This window comes from Streptococcus sp. (assembly GCF_030528045.1).
Lineage (GTDB): Bacteria > Bacillota > Bacilli > Lactobacillales > Streptococcaceae > Streptococcus.
In genome coordinates this window covers 19696-32936 of record NZ_JAUMZR010000021.1, presented here as the reverse complement: position 1 = coordinate 32936, position 13241 = coordinate 19696, and the positions used below count along the sequence as shown (strand labels likewise).

At 41.8% G+C, this 13241-nt stretch carries 22 protein-coding genes and 1 pseudogene; 22 read left to right on the top strand and 1 reads right to left on the bottom strand.

Translation table 11 applies throughout. The features are described from left to right. Nucleotides 1–117: 117 nt before the first annotated feature. From Q4A91_RS05550 to Q4A91_RS05515, 8 genes and pseudogenes are all read left to right on the top strand, one after another. Nucleotides 118–444 (top strand): annotated as a pseudogene (locus Q4A91_RS05550) (VRR-NUC domain-containing protein); the annotation flags it as partial. Then, on the top strand, nt 395–1747 hold the full coding sequence (locus Q4A91_RS05545) for a DEAD/DEAH box helicase (protein ID WP_303209609.1): 1353 nt from the start codon (nt 395–397) through the stop codon (nt 1745–1747). The pseudogene Q4A91_RS05550 and the gene Q4A91_RS05545, both read left to right, overlap by 50 nt. Then, entirely contained in the window at nt 1740–2228 is a 489-nt protein-coding gene (locus Q4A91_RS05540; RefSeq protein WP_303209608.1) for a hypothetical protein, read from the top strand. The genes Q4A91_RS05545 and Q4A91_RS05540 overlap by 8 nt, the downstream gene beginning before the upstream one ends. Nucleotides 2229–2239: 11 nt before the next feature. Further along, nucleotides 2240–2590, top strand: a complete 351-nt coding sequence (locus Q4A91_RS05535) for a type II toxin-antitoxin system PemK/MazF family toxin (protein ID WP_303209607.1) — start codon at nt 2240–2242, stop codon at nt 2588–2590. A gap of 89 nt (nt 2591–2679) precedes the next feature. Continuing rightward, nucleotides 2680–2904, top strand: coding sequence for a hypothetical protein (locus Q4A91_RS05530; protein ID WP_303209606.1), 225 nt, complete (start codon nt 2680–2682; stop codon nt 2902–2904). 12 nt (nt 2905–2916) lie between these two features. Further along, on the top strand, nt 2917–3144 hold the full coding sequence (locus Q4A91_RS05525; RefSeq protein ID WP_303209605.1) for a hypothetical protein: 228 nt from the start codon (nt 2917–2919) through the stop codon (nt 3142–3144). A gap of 108 nt (nt 3145–3252) precedes the next feature. Beyond that, complete coding sequence (locus Q4A91_RS05520; protein WP_303209604.1) at nt 3253–3408, top strand: hypothetical protein; 156 nt, start codon at nt 3253–3255, stop codon at nt 3406–3408. Between the two features lie 130 nt (nt 3409–3538). Beyond that, a complete protein-coding gene (locus Q4A91_RS05515; protein ID WP_303209603.1) occupies nt 3539–3769 on the top strand; it encodes a hypothetical protein in 231 nt (76 codons plus the stop codon). Between the two features lie 20 nt (nt 3770–3789). Here Q4A91_RS05515 and Q4A91_RS05510 read toward each other — a convergent pair whose 3' ends face one another. After that, nucleotides 3790–3960 (bottom strand): hypothetical protein, encoded by a 171-nt coding sequence (locus tag Q4A91_RS05510; RefSeq protein WP_303209602.1) that lies wholly within the window; start codon nt 3958–3960, stop codon nt 3790–3792. Nucleotides 3961–3976: 16 nt separating this feature from the next. Between Q4A91_RS05510 and Q4A91_RS05505 the strand changes: the two genes are divergently transcribed. From Q4A91_RS05505 to Q4A91_RS05440, 14 genes are all read left to right on the top strand, one after another. Then, nucleotides 3977–4570 carry a PBECR4 domain-containing protein gene (locus Q4A91_RS05505; RefSeq protein WP_303209601.1) on the top strand — a complete coding sequence of 198 codons (594 nt, stop codon included), beginning with the start codon at nt 3977–3979 and terminating at the stop codon, nt 4568–4570. A 225-nt stretch (nt 4571–4795) separates the two neighbouring features. Beyond that, nucleotides 4796–5161 (top strand): HNH endonuclease signature motif containing protein, encoded by a 366-nt coding sequence (locus Q4A91_RS05500; protein ID WP_303209600.1) that lies wholly within the window; start codon nt 4796–4798, stop codon nt 5159–5161. Nucleotides 5162–5369: 208 nt separating this feature from the next. Continuing rightward, complete coding sequence (locus Q4A91_RS05495) at nt 5370–5792, top strand: helix-turn-helix domain-containing protein (protein WP_303209599.1); 423 nt, start codon at nt 5370–5372, stop codon at nt 5790–5792. A gap of 9 nt (nt 5793–5801) precedes the next feature. Continuing rightward, complete coding sequence (locus Q4A91_RS05490; protein ID WP_303209598.1) at nt 5802–7070, top strand: site-specific DNA-methyltransferase; 1269 nt, start codon at nt 5802–5804, stop codon at nt 7068–7070. Beyond that, nucleotides 7045–7281, top strand: coding sequence for an XRE family transcriptional regulator (locus Q4A91_RS05485; protein WP_303209597.1), 237 nt, complete (start codon nt 7045–7047; stop codon nt 7279–7281). The genes Q4A91_RS05490 and Q4A91_RS05485 overlap by 26 nt, the downstream gene beginning before the upstream one ends. A gap of 90 nt (nt 7282–7371) precedes the next feature. Then, nucleotides 7372–7626, top strand: a complete 255-nt coding sequence (locus Q4A91_RS05480) for a hypothetical protein (protein WP_303209596.1) — start codon at nt 7372–7374, stop codon at nt 7624–7626. Between the two features lie 20 nt (nt 7627–7646). Continuing rightward, nucleotides 7647–7862, top strand: coding sequence for a DUF4314 domain-containing protein (locus tag Q4A91_RS05475; protein ID WP_303209595.1), 216 nt, complete (start codon nt 7647–7649; stop codon nt 7860–7862). A gap of 48 nt (nt 7863–7910) precedes the next feature. Continuing rightward, the gene (locus Q4A91_RS05470; RefSeq protein WP_303209594.1) at nt 7911–8384 is read left to right on the top strand and encodes a phage terminase small subunit P27 family; all 474 of its coding nucleotides are present in this window, start codon (nt 7911–7913) and stop codon (nt 8382–8384) included. Next, the gene (locus Q4A91_RS05465; RefSeq protein WP_303209593.1) at nt 8381–9973 is read left to right on the top strand and encodes a terminase large subunit; all 1593 of its coding nucleotides are present in this window, start codon (nt 8381–8383) and stop codon (nt 9971–9973) included. The genes Q4A91_RS05470 and Q4A91_RS05465 overlap by 4 nt, the downstream gene beginning before the upstream one ends. Before the next feature lie 67 nt (nt 9974–10040). Next, nucleotides 10041–10334: an antitoxin gene (locus tag Q4A91_RS05460; RefSeq protein WP_303209592.1), complete on the top strand. Its 294-nt coding sequence runs from the start codon at nt 10041–10043 to the stop codon at nt 10332–10334. Then, entirely contained in the window at nt 10327–10665 is a 339-nt protein-coding gene (locus Q4A91_RS05455; RefSeq protein WP_303209591.1) for a type II toxin-antitoxin system RelE/ParE family toxin, read from the top strand. Before Q4A91_RS05460 ends, Q4A91_RS05455 begins: the two co-directional genes overlap by 8 nt. Before the next feature lie 228 nt (nt 10666–10893). Then, nucleotides 10894–11241, top strand: coding sequence for a hypothetical protein (locus Q4A91_RS05450; RefSeq protein ID WP_303209590.1), 348 nt, complete (start codon nt 10894–10896; stop codon nt 11239–11241). Between the two features lie 56 nt (nt 11242–11297). Continuing rightward, nucleotides 11298–12560, top strand: coding sequence for a phage portal protein (locus Q4A91_RS05445; RefSeq protein WP_303209589.1), 1263 nt, complete (start codon nt 11298–11300; stop codon nt 12558–12560). Beyond that, a complete protein-coding gene (locus Q4A91_RS05440; RefSeq protein ID WP_303209588.1) occupies nt 12553–13236 on the top strand; it encodes a head maturation protease, ClpP-related in 684 nt (227 codons plus the stop codon). Before Q4A91_RS05445 ends, Q4A91_RS05440 begins: the two co-directional genes overlap by 8 nt. Nucleotides 13237–13241: the final 5 nt, after the last annotated feature.

The window sequence follows — 13241 nt, the reverse complement described above, 5'->3', positions numbered from 1 at the left end:
TTCCTTAGTTGCCTATCTTTTCTAAGAGAGTAGTGTTACTACTAGTAAAATAGGGATAATGGGCAGCCGTACGCGCGTAAGGAGTTTGAACCCTTTTGGCAACCCCTATCGGAAACCCAGGAAGGAGAAGAAATGCGAGAGAGAGAAATTGAAGAAAAACTGAGAGTAGAAAGTCAGAGGCGGGGTGGCCTTGCTATGAAATTTGTCTCGCATGGCTTGGCAGGAGTGCCTGATCGAATCGTGGTTTTACCTCAAGGCAGGCTTGGCTTTGTGGAGTTAAAAGCCCCAGGAGAAAAGCCCAGAAAGATTCAGCTTAGGCGCATGGAGCAGTTAAGAAAGCTGGGTTTTCTGGTTTATGTATTGGACGATAAAGGAAAGATTGGAGAAGTATTAGATGACATACAAGGCACATCCTTATCAAGAGGTGGCGACTCGGTTCATTGAAGAGCATGAGACAGCTTGTTTGATTCTTGATATGGGACTAGGAAAGACAGTGATTACCTTAACGGCATTGTGGAATTTGATATTGGATTCATTTGAGGTCAGAAAAGTCTTGGTCATTGCCCCGCTTCGAGTGGCCAGTCATACTTGGAAGAGTGAGCTGGACAAGTGGGAACATTTAAAGGGGCTTGATATTTCCATTGCTATAGGCAGTGAAGTAGAACGGAGAGCCGCTTTAACACGCGCAGCCTTTATCTATACCATTAACCGAGAAAATGTTATCTGGTTGATTCAAAATCAACTTTTTGACTTTGATATGGTGGTGATTGATGAGCTGTCTAGCTTCAAGTCTTATCAGGCTAAACGCTTCAAAGCTTTAAAGAAAGTTCGATTTGGAATCAAGCGCATGGTTGGGCTGACTGGAACCCCTGGAAATATCATGGACTTATTTTCTGAGATTGGGATTTTAGATGGAGGACAGCGTTTAGGGCGCTTCATCACTGGATTTCGTAACCAATATTTTGACCCCGACAAGCGAAACGGTCAGGTCATCTTTTCTTATAAGCCGAAGGCTAGAGCAGAAGAAGCCATCTACGATAAGATAGCAGATATGACTATTTCTATGAAGGCGGTCGATTATCTCAATATGCCTGAACGAGTGGATAATGAAGTTCTGGTTGAGATGTCAGAACAAGAATTTGCAGTATATAAGGAGTTCAAAGCAGAGATGGTGGTTTCACTTAAAGGCCAAGTGCTTGATGCAGTGAATAGTGCCAGTCTTTCGAATAAATTACTGCAGATGGCCAACGGCATGGTTTATGATGAGAATCAAAAGACGGTACTCTTGCATGATCAGAAGTTAGTCGCTTTGGAAGATATGGTGGAGAGTATGAATGGCCGGCCCTTGTTAGTCGCTTATTGGTTCCAGCATGATTTGAAACGCATCAAGGAGCGCTTTCCAGAAGCCAGAGTGATTCAAAGCAATCAGGATATTGAGGATTGGAACAAGGGAAAGATAGTCCTTGGTTTGATTCACCCGGCAAGCAGCGGCCATGGACTGAACCTTCAAGCTGGCGGTCATACCATTTGTTGGTTTGGTCTCACTTGGTCCTTGGAATTGTACCAACAGCTCAATGCCAGGCTCTGGCGGCAGGGACAGAAAAAAACGGTGGTTGTTCACCACATCATTGCGAAGAACACCATAGATGAGCAGGTCATGAAACGATTGAAAGAAAAGGACATCTCTCAGCAATTTCTGATTGATGCCGTCAAATATGAATTGAGAGAGGAGGAAGCGGATGGATAAAATAGAGAGCCTTTTCTATGATTACAAGAACATGGAAAAGGAAGTGAAGCTCTTACGCAGCCAATTGGACCATTTTGTCGGCATCTCAGAAAACGAGATGCTGGACACCATGGTTTATGGACAGTCCGATGAACCAAAGGTGCAAACCAGTAAGAATCCCTATCGCAGTGAGGTCATTGCTTTATCCTACAAGGAAGAAACCGAGAAAGCCAATCGGGAGCTTTATCAGTATTTATCAAAGCGCTACTGTCGTTTGGTTCAGGAATTGCATTTCTTTGAAGTGGCCGTCAGCCAGCTTCCGGACGACCTATCTGATTTTGTGACGGATTTAGTCATTGTGTCAGAAAGCTGGGACAACCTTATGGTCAAGTACCATATTAGTCGGAGTACCATTAGCAGGTGGAAAGAAAAAGCACTCAAGGAACTGCGTTTGATTTATGCTATCAGAAACCAGCAGTTAGAAGATTTTTTACTTAGTTAGAGGAGACCCATATGTGCAAACGAGGCGATATTTATTACGTAGATTTTGGAAGTCGGAAGAACAGTCATATCCAACAAGGGATTCGACCGGCCATCGTCGTCAGCAACAATAAAGCCAACGACCACTCCCATTTGGTGACGGTGCTTCCCTTAACCAAGCAGGTCCAAAAGAAAAAGCACCTGCCTACTCATGTGTATCTACCTAAGAAAGTTTTTAAAGGGCTCAAATGGTCCAGCTTGGTTTTGGCAGAACAAGTCCTTACGGTGGATAAGTTTCAGCTGAAAAATAAGGTCATGAGCATTCGAGAAGAAGCCTGGCTAATGCGGATTGATAAGGCTTTAAAGGTGCAGGTAGGTCTTTAGAAATCTTTGAAAATTCTTCGCTAATGACTGGATAAATAAGAGATAGTACGGTAAACTACACATACAAAAAGGAAAAGGGGTAAAAGGCTATGAAAAAATTAGCAGACTTACTTAAGAAATATGGATTCTACTATGATGTGGAAGAACTCAAGGAGCTGAAGAAAAATAAGCAATCCATTGAACTAACAAAGAAAGCTTATGGGGACAGCAGAGAATACACAGTCGAAGAATACTTCGGAGCGGACTACCCTAAACTTCAAGCTCTTTGCGAAGAAACAGGCCTGGAAGTTGACGACTACGTTTGGTTGGACTAAGGAGGCAGAAACATGTGGCAAGAGGGAACATTTACAAGCCACAATCGAAAGGTGGTTTACCTAGCAAAGGTAAGCCCCGAACCTTTCGAGGATGGAATTGATAACGGACGCATTTTTAAATTGGGAGTGGACGTTGACGGTATGGAAGCTATTAGTTACGACAGAGGTTGGGAAATGTACCCAGGGGATGAAAGCATAGAAGAAATCTTGGACCAGATTCTGGAACGCTTCCCGGCTTAAAAGGAAAAATCAAAGGGTAGAAATCTTTGAAATTTCTGCCCTAATGACTTGATAAATAAAGGGTTGTACGGTAACATACACATACAAAAAAGAAAAGGGGTAAAAGCCATGAAAGAACAACTCGAGCAAATCGCCAAACAATACCTCAACGTTCCAACCTTAGAAAGACGGAACACGGATAGCCTGGATTTTCACGAAGTTTCGGTTTGGTCCTTAAAGGCAGCCTTGGAGGCAGCCTACCAAGCGGTGCAAGAAAATAAATAACCTTTTCAAAAATGTCTGAGATGGAAAAAATAATCATTTCAGACATTTTTTTGTACATTTGAGAGAGCAGTGCCCCTTGATCAGTATTTTTGAGGTATACTAGAAACATCAATAGAGAGAGGTGCAGCATGTGAAAATTTTAGAAATTGAAATCCTATCTACCTTATTTGTTTCTGGAGTTTATATCTATCATATTGAGGTTCAATTCTTGACACTTTATAATCAGACAACCCACAATATGCAGGTCATGCCAGTGACAAAGGAAGCCATTTCAGACATGGCAGCTTACGTGATGGAGAACTATTATAGGCGCATGGTGCGTTGTTCTTTGGAAAAAGATTTTACTTGCATAGTTCTCTAAAATGATGTATAATATAATCATCAAATGAGTAGTCGGCTCATGGTCAATCTGATATTAATCTTGGACGTAAGGGCCAGGCGGTGGCGGACACCAGAACTAAATCCGATATTAATCTTGGACGTAAGGGCCAGGCGGTGGCAGACACCAGAATAAACCGACTGACTGAGTGACTTACAGAATCTGTAAGTCACTTTTTTTGAGGAGAATATGGCAAAACAAGAAGAGTATAAGAGACCAAATCATGGTGAAAGAATTAAACTTCAACATTTTTTAATGCAGTTACATTTTGCAGCGGTTTTTTTCAAGAAAAATTTTGTTGGTAAAGTAATGTATTACCATACAGAATCTAATGTAGTTGAGGTGTATTTTTCTCCAACAAACTTCATGCATTTATGTGGAATACGATATCAAAAAGGTCCGGGTAGTTTCTTTGACGACTGCTTAGCTAATCATATCAGGATTGACCAGGTGAGCATAAAAAAAGATGGAACAACTATGCAAAAATTGCAAGTTTTAGGAGCGGTTCAGGAATTGGTTGGAACATTTGTTTGCTTGACTGGTTATGGTAAGTATTTGACTTTAGAGTTTGACTATTCTTTAAGAACAAGAAAGCAAATCCTGGCACTGACACTCAAGGATACACAATCCAAAATAGTTCCACAGTCACTACTGAATTTAAAATCAAAGGAAGCATTTCCAAAGGGTGATCCTGTAACCTGCATATATTCCAAAAGTTTACTGGGGGAAGAATTAAAGCAGCATTTCCTAAAAGATGGATTAAATTGGGATGACTATTTATAATATTAATTTTTGAAGTTCTATCTTTTGCGAGATAGAACTTTTTTTATTTGTCAAGTAAAAACTGCAAAAATCGAAAAGACGGAACTACCCCGGTACTAGGGTGGAACTAGTGCGGTACTAAAGCGGAACTACCCCGGAACTAATACGGTACTAAGTCGGTACTGCTTTGCACGAAATATTGTGATATGATTAAGATGTGAAAGAATATAGAGAGGGGTGAAGACTATGCCAAGACGACCCGCTCTACCTTGCAAGCATCCAAACTGTCCAAGGCTAGTGCCTTATGGTTCCAAGTATTGCGAGGAACACAGCCATCTTCATTTACTGGAAGTAAAGTCCACGAAGGCAAAAGGGTATGACTCACGCTGGAACAAAGCTAGGCTTCGTTTCCTAAAGCTCCATCCTTTCTGTGTACGGTGCTTGAAGAGGAATCGTTACAGGCGGGCGACGGTAGTGGACCATATCGTTCCTCACCGAGGAAACCAACAATTGTTCTGGGATGAGGGCAATTGGCAACCTCTTTGTAAATCCTGTCATGACCATAAAACTATGACCGAAGACCATACTCCAATTTATGGATATGATTTTTAGTGAGGGGTAGGGGGGATAAAATCTCTGTCAACTGCCTCTCAAAAGACCGTGGCCCCCTCAAACGTGCATTTTCGCAAAATGTAAAGGGGGTATATTTTTTGAAGAAATAAATAACTGATAAACAAGCTGTAACAAGAAGTTATGGCTTGTTTTTCTTTCGTTTTATGGTTTAAAAGGTTAGAGATTTCAGTACAGAAAGGAGGCAGAAATGGACGATTTTCAGCGAAAACAAATTAGAAAACTGCGTTCTGAAGGTTTGGGCTACCAGTTGATTGGAAAGATAGTCGGTTTGTCTCGGGATTCTGTTCGCAATTACTGCAAACGAAATCCGGAACTATTGGGCTATCGGAATGCCGTCACGAAGATGATGAAAGACCAAGCCAGTGGCCTTCCTTGTTGTCTTCACTGTAAAGAAACCTTTATCCCCAAAGCAACTGGCCGGCCTAAGAAATTTTGTTCAGATGCCTGTCGGAGGTACTGGTGGCAGGACCATCTGGAGCTGCACCAAAAACAAAACACTGCCTATTATGAATTGACTTGCCAACATTGCGGTAAGTCTTTTTTATCATACGGCAATGCGAAGCGGAAGTTTTGCAGCCATGCCTGCTATATTCAATCTCGTTTTTACTAAGGAGGTAGTATGAAAGTCACACAAGATATGAAGTGGGTCACTTTACCCATTGGGACATTAAAACCTGCAGCTTATAACCCACGAAAGAAGTTGAAAAAAGGTGATAAGGAATACGAAAAAATCAAGAAGTCCATTGTGGAGTTCGGCTATGTGGAGCCGATTATTGTTAATTATGATGGCACCGTGATTGGAGGTCATCAACGACTGACCGTTTTATCTGACTTGGGCTATAAAGAAGTCCAATGTGTTCAGGTTCAGATTGAAGATGAGAATAAGGTTAAGGCCCTGAATGTCGCCTTAAACAAAATCACAGGCGCGTGGAACGAAGAACTCCTCGCAGACCTGATGGTGGATTTACAGGATGCGGATTTTAACTTGGACCTAACGGGTTTTGAAGCACCGGAAATTGATCAGCTCTTTTCCAAAGTCCACAACAAGGAAGTGAAAGAAGATGATTTTGATGTGGATGCAGAGCTGAAAAAACCGACCATCTCGAAACAAGGAGATATCTGGCACCTTGGAAAGCACCGGGTGATTTGCGGAGATGCTACAAAGCCAGAAACTTATCAGCTTCTCCTTGGAGATAAGAAGGCCAACCTCGTCGTAACTGACCCTCCTTACAATGTTAACGTGGAAGAAACAGCGGGTAAAATCAAAAATGATGATATGTCCGACGCGGATTTTTATCAGTTTCTCTTTTCTATGTTTGTGAACGTGGAACAGTCTATGGAGGAGGATGCTTCCATCTATGTTTTCCATGCGGATACAGAAGGTCTAAATTTCAGAAAGGCCTTTAAGGACGCTGGCCTTTATTTGAGCGGTTGTTGCGTTTGGAAAAAGAACTCTTTGGTATTAGGCAGAAGCCCTTACCAATGGCAACATGAGCCAGTTCTTTATGGCTGGAAACAAAAGGGAAAACACCAATGGTTCTCTGATAGAAAGCAGACGACCATTTGGGAATATGACCGTCCAAAATCCAGTAAAGAGCATCCAACAATGAAACCCGTTCAGCTCATGGCTTATCCAATTCAGAATTCTTCCATGAGAGGGACACTTGTCCTGGACCCATTCTTAGGAAGTGGTTCTACCTTAATTGCGGCTGAGCAGACTAGTCGGGTTTGTTTTGGAATTGAATTGGATGAGAAGTTTGTGGATGTTATTGTCAAACGTTATATGGAAGCGACGGAAAAGACGGATGTCCAGCTAATCCGTGAGGGCAGGACCTTAACTTTTGAAGAAGCAGTCAGTGAGCATGAGAAGGAAACAAGCGAAATCTAGTAAAGTGACGGAAGCAGAAGCTCTCCAACATCTCAAGGGACTGTCTGATAAATTGGTCGACTTACCACAAAATTCTCCTGGGGTAGAGGAATTGAGGAACGCTATAGAGCGTGCTCGGAAGACTAGACAATTTGGTTATCTGGAGCTGGAGTATCTGAACAAAGTAATGACGGAACTGCTTGAAGAATTCAAACCAAAATCTCAAAAATAAATTGAATAATAACCGCTTATAACTGGATAAATATGCAAACTAGAGGTATTATACCATTGAACAAATTGAACCCAAAAGGAGAAACATATAATGCTTTATTCAAATGCAGAAGCCAACCTAATCTTGGAACAAGCCCGCAATCGTTTAGCCCTTTTATCCAAAGGTTTTATAAGCCTGGCTCAAGAACGAGAGTTGGACAGTGTAGAACAGGAAGATGCTACCCAGGTTCAGAACCTACTAACCTCCATTCAAGAAGCCGATACAAGTGGAAAAATGGCTGATTTGGAATTGCAGCTGATTGTCGAAGACACCAATCGTATCTGGGAAGAAGTATCTTTTACTTAGACGATGGAAGGAAAATAAAGATGGATGAAAAGATTATAGAATTACTGAAAAGGCGCTATCCCGCTGGAACGAGGGTTCGACTCTTAAAAATGGAAGACCCGAATCCAGTTCCAGTTGGTATGTTGGGAACGGTGGAAGATGTGGATGATATTGGTTCCTTGATTGTTCAATGGGACAATGGACGGCAACTTCATGTGTTACACGGTATTGATGAAGTCGAGAAAAGCGATTCATAAGAAATAAAGCCTCCGGGCTTTTTCTTGTGGACTAAAGGAGGTGAGGGCATGGCACAAAAGGGCAGAAAGCCCAAACCAACTAGTTTAAAAATTTTAGAAGGGAATCCTGGCAAGCGCCCACTTCCAAAGAATGAAAATCAGCCTAAGAAGAAAGCTCCTAGATGCCCTTCCTGGCTTGAAGAAGATGCCAAGAAAGAATGGAAGCGTATGGGCAAAATCCTAGAAGGATTGGGACTTTTAACCGATATGGATATGACGGCTTTTGCGGGTTACTGCCAAGCTTATGCCCGCTGGAAGGAAGCAGAAGAGTTTCTTTCAAAACACGGCTCTATCATCAAAACTCCAAATGGCTATCTCCAACAAGTACCTCAAGTTTCCATTTCTCAGACCAATCTTAAAATCATGCTCAAGTTCTGTGAACAGTTTGGCTTAACGCCATCTGCCAGAACGCGGCTGGCTTCGATGGATTCCAAAGTGGGTTCAGGAGATGAAATGGAAGATTTACTAGGAGGGCGCTTATGACGTATCACTATATTCCTTCTCCCTTCATGCTTCCAACTTCTCGTTATGACGAGAAGAAGGCAGACCGGGCAGTAACCTTCATTCAGAATCTCTGCCACACGAAAGGACGCTGGGCGGGACAGAAATTCTTACTGTTACCATGGCAGGAACAAATTGTACGTGACCTTTTTGGTATCGTAAAGAAAGATGGGAATCGTCAGTTCCTGACGGCTTATGTAGAGATTCCCAAAAAGAATGGGAAGTCGGAACTAGCTGCTGCGATTGCTCTTTATCTCTTATACGCAGACGGAGAAGCTAGTGCCGAAGTGTATGGGGCGGCCTGTGATCGAAACCAGGCCTCTATTGTTTTTGATGTGGCCAAACAAATGGTTTTGATGAGTAGGGCTTTAGAAAAACGGTCCAAAGTCATGGGGGCTACTAAACGCATCATCAATTATTCTAATGCTGGCTTCTATCAAGTGTTGTCGGCAGAAACTGGAACCAAGCATGGACTCAATGTATCAGGTCTGGTCTTTGATGAAATCCATGCCCAGCCCAATCGTCATCTGTATGATGTCTTAACCAAAGGAAGCGGGGATGCCAGAGAGCAGCCCCTCTTTTTTATCATCACAACTGCAGGAAATGACAAGAACTCCATTTGTTATGAACTGCATACCAAGGCCTTAGAAATTCTAAAAGGCCGGAAGAAAGACGGTAGCTTTTATCCAGTCGTCTATGGCCTATCAGAAGAAGAGGATTGGAATGATGAAGAAAACTGGCTAAAAGCCAATCCTTCACTCGGTCATACAATTGGAATTGACCGGGTTCGAGAAGCTTATCTGAATGCCTTAGATAACCCAGCAGAAGAAAATGTATTCAAGCAACTACGACTCAATATCTGGACTAATTCAGCGGTGACTTGGATTCCAGAACATGTCTATGACAAAGGGAGTCAGCCGATTGATGTAGAAAGTCTAAAAGGTAGAGATTGCTACGCTGGCCTCGATTTATCTTCTACCTCAGATATTACGGCTTTTGTACTGATATTTCCACCTAGACATGAAGCTGAAAACTATCAGGTTCTTCCGTTCTTTTGGTTACCTGAAGATACACTGGTTCTTAGGTCCAGGCGAGACCATGTGCTGTATGATGTCTGGGAAAAGCAAGGGTTTCTTCTTACCACAGAAGGGAATGTCGTTCATTACGGGTTTATTGAACGGTTCATTGAAGAACTCTCCACTATCTACCACATCAGAGAAATTGCTTATGACCGCTGGAATGCGACACAGATGGTTCAGAACTTAGAAGGGATGGGCTTAACAATGGTTCCATTTGGTCAGGGCTACAAGGACATGAGTCCACCTTCTAAAGAGTTTTATAAACTCATGATGGAAGGGAAAATCCAACATGGAGGTCATCCTGTGCTGAAGTGGATGGCACAAAACGTCGTTATGAGACAAGACCCCGCTGGTAATATTAAACCAGATAAGGAAAAGTCTATTGAGAAGATTGACGGCATTGTAGCAACCATTATGGCTTTAGATAGGTGCATTCGACATCAAAAAGATGAAGGTAGCATTTATGATGAGAGAGGTATTTTATCTTTCTAGTTGAATCCTTTCTCTGTTTTATGTTACAATGTATATACAAAATGTATTTACAAAAAGGAGAGGTTTAATGGCTAGTACACAAGCAGTTAATTTTAGAGCAGATTCAGTGTTTTACCAACAAACGAAAGAAATTCTAGCTAATGAAAAAATTACTGTGTCAGATGTCCTGAATGCAGTACTTAGAAAAATTGCGAATGGGACGGTTGATGCAAGAGAATTTGTTTCCAGTGATTTGCAGGACACACAGTATCAAGTTGCTTTTGAGGATTTGAAGAAAGAGATTTTAGTTGGACATCAGGAAATTGCTCAAGGGAAAGTCACTTCTCTAGCTGATGTGAGAAAGGAATTTGGTCTTGACTAATTTAAAACGGTATCAAGTTTCACTTGCAGATAGGGCTAAGCAAGACCTACGAGACATTCATGAGTACATTGTTGTGAATTTTTATAGTCAACAATCGGCGGATGGAAAAGTTGATTTAATTTTAAGTGCTCTTGAGACTTTGGAGATGTTTCCAGAGGCTTGTCCTCTTGTTTCGAGCAGAGGATATGGTGAAGTCGTTGATGATGGGAAACCTTATCGTTATATGCCAATAGAAAACTATTTGGCATTCTACTATATAGAGAATCACACAGTATTTGTAGCTCGTATTCTGAGTTCAAAACAGGATTGGGTTAAGATTTTCTATAAGTAAAGTAAGGAAATAAAAAAATAGATGACACTCTATCTTTATCAAATGAGCAATTAAGTCTTGAGCAGGAAAAAGCTCAACTTTTCTCTAGCTTTCAAAATACAATTGAGAATAACCTTACTAAATTAATTAAAAATTGTATCAAAAAATATGTCAATTTTTGCAGATATGACTGGATATATACCTTATTTAGAGGTAATATGTAACCAACAAAAGGATAGGAGAACAGACATGGCAACGACAGCACAAGTTGGGATTTTAAGCCAGAATAATACTGCAAGATTGATTGAAGTTGCATCAGATGGTTATCCAGATTATATAAAGCCACTGTTGATAAAGTATTACAATACTTTGGAAAGCGTGAATGAGCTACTAGAGAACGGCAATCTTATGTATTTGGAAAAGAGCCTCGAGGAGAGCCCCAAAGATAAAGTGATTACCACCGTTGAGTTCATTAGATATGTTGGAAATGTGAGCGATTTTGGAACAAAACGGATGGTGGTGGATTACCGGTACATTTTCAAGGAAGAAGATAAAACTTGGTATATGATTAACAATGGAAACTTTATAAAATTATAAGAATCAAAGCATCTCAAGCGAGGTGCTTTTTTTCGTGTCTAGAAAAGGAGATGAATATGGGAATATTGGAACGATTAGGGCTAAAACGACAGAGGGGAGAGCCCAGGAATAAGTATGAAGGGAATGACTTTTCGCTGCTCTTTGGTCGAACCACGAGTGGGAAAACGGTCAATGAACGGACGGCATTACAAACGACTGCGGTTTATGCCTGTGTGCGGATTCTGTCAGAGACCATTGCTTCTTTGCCTCTTCATGTTTATCGATACACCGAAGGAGGAAAATCAAAGGATACGGAACACGTTCTTTATACGCTCTTACATGATGAGCCGAACCCTGATATGACTTCTTTTGTCTTTCGGGAAACCTTGATGAGCCATCTCTTGATCTGGGGAAATGCCTATGCTCAGATTCTTCGTGACCGTTCAGGTCAGGTGATGGGGTTATATCCATTGCTGCCGGATCAGATGAGTGTTCACCGAAGTGAAAAAGGAAAGCTCTACTATGTTTACAATCGCTATGAGGAAGATAATCCAAATTTTCAGGAAAAGGGAAGCATTGTTTTATCACAAGAAGAAGTACTTCATATTCCAGGATTAGGCTTTGATGGTCTGATTGGCTATTCTCCCATTGCTCTGGCAAAGAACGCAGTCGGGATGACGCTTGCTTGTGAAGAGTATGGCGCTAGTTTCTTTGGTAATGGAGCTAACCCTGGGGGAGTGCTCGAACACCCAGGTATCTTAAAAGACCCAGGAAAGGTGCGAGATTCTTGGAATGCGGTCTATCAGGGGACACGAAATGCTCATAAGGTCGCTGTCCTGGAAGAAGGGATGAGCTATAAGCAAATTGGCATTCCGCCTGAAGAAGCGCAGTTTTTGGAAACCCGCAAGTTTCAAATTAATGAGATTGCGCGTCTCTTTCGGATACCACCGCATATGGTAGGTGATTTAGAGAAGTCCAGTTTTTCGAATATTGAGCAACAATCCCTTGAGTTTGTTAAGTATACCTTGGACCCTTGGGTCGTTCGGTTTGAACAAGCCCTTAAGAAAAGTTTGCTGCTGCCGGAAGAAAAGAAGACCCATTTCATTAAATTTAATGTGGATGGCCTGCTTCGTGGAGATTACCAAAGTCGAATGAACGGCTATGCGATTGGCCGGCAAAACGGCTGGCTCTCGACAAATGATATCCGGGAGCTAGAAGAACTCAACCCTATCCCGCCAGAAGAAGGGGGCGACCTCTATCTCATTAATGGGAATATGACCAAACTAAAAGATGCAGGAGGATTTATGAAAGAAAACCATGAAGGAGAGAGTCATGAATAAATTTTGGAATTTCAGCGAGGATGAAACAGGGCGCGTGCTGCATCTAAATGGTACGATTGCTAGTGAATCCTGGGTGGATGATGATGTGACTCCGCAAATTTTTAAGAATGAACTCATGAGTGGCACCGGGCCATTGACCTTATGGATTAACTCACCGGGTGGAGATGTCTTTGCGGCAGCTCAAATCTACAATATGTTAATGGACTACAAAGATGACGTGACCGTCAATATTGATGGCATTGCAGCTTCGGCAGCCAGTGTTATTGCTATGGCGGGAACCACCGTCAATATGAGTCCGGTAGCTATGATGATGATTCACAATCCGATGACCGTCGCAATTGGGGACTCTAAAGAAATGGAGAAGGCCATTGCTATGTTATCGGAAGTCAAAGAGTCTATTCTCAATGCCTATGAAATTAAGACTAGCTTGTCTCGTGTGCAGTTGTCCCACTTGATGGATGCCGAGTCTTGGTTTAATGCTAAGAAGGCTCTTGAACTTGGCTTTGCGGATTCTATTTTGTATGAACCAGCTCCTCATGAAGAGGGGACGGTTGAAAGTATGATGTTTAGTCGAGCAGCGGTGACCAACCAGCTGCTTTTAAAATTGGCTGATAAAAAAATTCAGCCCAAAACACCAGTTTCTCAGTTAGAGAAACGATTGTCACTCTTGAAATAAGAAAG

Coding starts and splice junctions, on each gene's coding strand:
- Q4A91_RS05480 (WP_303209596.1), top strand. CDS start 7,372: ATGCTTTATTCAAATGCAGAAGCCAACCTAATCTTGGAACAAGCCCGC.
- Q4A91_RS05535 (WP_303209607.1), top strand. CDS start 2,240: ATGTGCAAACGAGGCGATATTTATTACGTAGATTTTGGAAGTCGGAAG.
- Q4A91_RS05465 (WP_303209593.1), top strand. CDS start 8,381: ATGACGTATCACTATATTCCTTCTCCCTTCATGCTTCCAACTTCTCGT.
- Q4A91_RS05470 (WP_303209594.1), top strand. CDS start 7,911: ATGGCACAAAAGGGCAGAAAGCCCAAACCAACTAGTTTAAAAATTTTA.
- Q4A91_RS05445 (WP_303209589.1), top strand. CDS start 11,298: ATGGGAATATTGGAACGATTAGGGCTAAAACGACAGAGGGGAGAGCCC.
- Q4A91_RS05530 (WP_303209606.1), top strand. CDS start 2,680: ATGAAAAAATTAGCAGACTTACTTAAGAAATATGGATTCTACTATGAT.
- Q4A91_RS05545 (WP_303209609.1), top strand. CDS start 395: ATGACATACAAGGCACATCCTTATCAAGAGGTGGCGACTCGGTTCATT.
- Q4A91_RS05475 (WP_303209595.1), top strand. CDS start 7,647: ATGGATGAAAAGATTATAGAATTACTGAAAAGGCGCTATCCCGCTGGA.
- Q4A91_RS05500 (WP_303209600.1), top strand. CDS start 4,796: ATGCCAAGACGACCCGCTCTACCTTGCAAGCATCCAAACTGTCCAAGG.
- Q4A91_RS05525 (WP_303209605.1), top strand. CDS start 2,917: ATGTGGCAAGAGGGAACATTTACAAGCCACAATCGAAAGGTGGTTTAC.
- Q4A91_RS05520 (WP_303209604.1), top strand. CDS start 3,253: ATGAAAGAACAACTCGAGCAAATCGCCAAACAATACCTCAACGTTCCA.
- Q4A91_RS05495 (WP_303209599.1), top strand. CDS start 5,370: ATGGACGATTTTCAGCGAAAACAAATTAGAAAACTGCGTTCTGAAGGT.
- Q4A91_RS05440 (WP_303209588.1), top strand. CDS start 12,553: ATGAATAAATTTTGGAATTTCAGCGAGGATGAAACAGGGCGCGTGCTG.
- Q4A91_RS05450 (WP_303209590.1), top strand. CDS start 10,894: ATGGCAACGACAGCACAAGTTGGGATTTTAAGCCAGAATAATACTGCA.
- Q4A91_RS05485 (WP_303209597.1), top strand. CDS start 7,045: ATGAGAAGGAAACAAGCGAAATCTAGTAAAGTGACGGAAGCAGAAGCT.
- Q4A91_RS05505 (WP_303209601.1), top strand. CDS start 3,977: ATGGCAAAACAAGAAGAGTATAAGAGACCAAATCATGGTGAAAGAATT.
- Q4A91_RS05460 (WP_303209592.1), top strand. CDS start 10,041: ATGGCTAGTACACAAGCAGTTAATTTTAGAGCAGATTCAGTGTTTTAC.
- Q4A91_RS05490 (WP_303209598.1), top strand. CDS start 5,802: ATGAAAGTCACACAAGATATGAAGTGGGTCACTTTACCCATTGGGACA.
- Q4A91_RS05540 (WP_303209608.1), top strand. CDS start 1,740: ATGGATAAAATAGAGAGCCTTTTCTATGATTACAAGAACATGGAAAAG.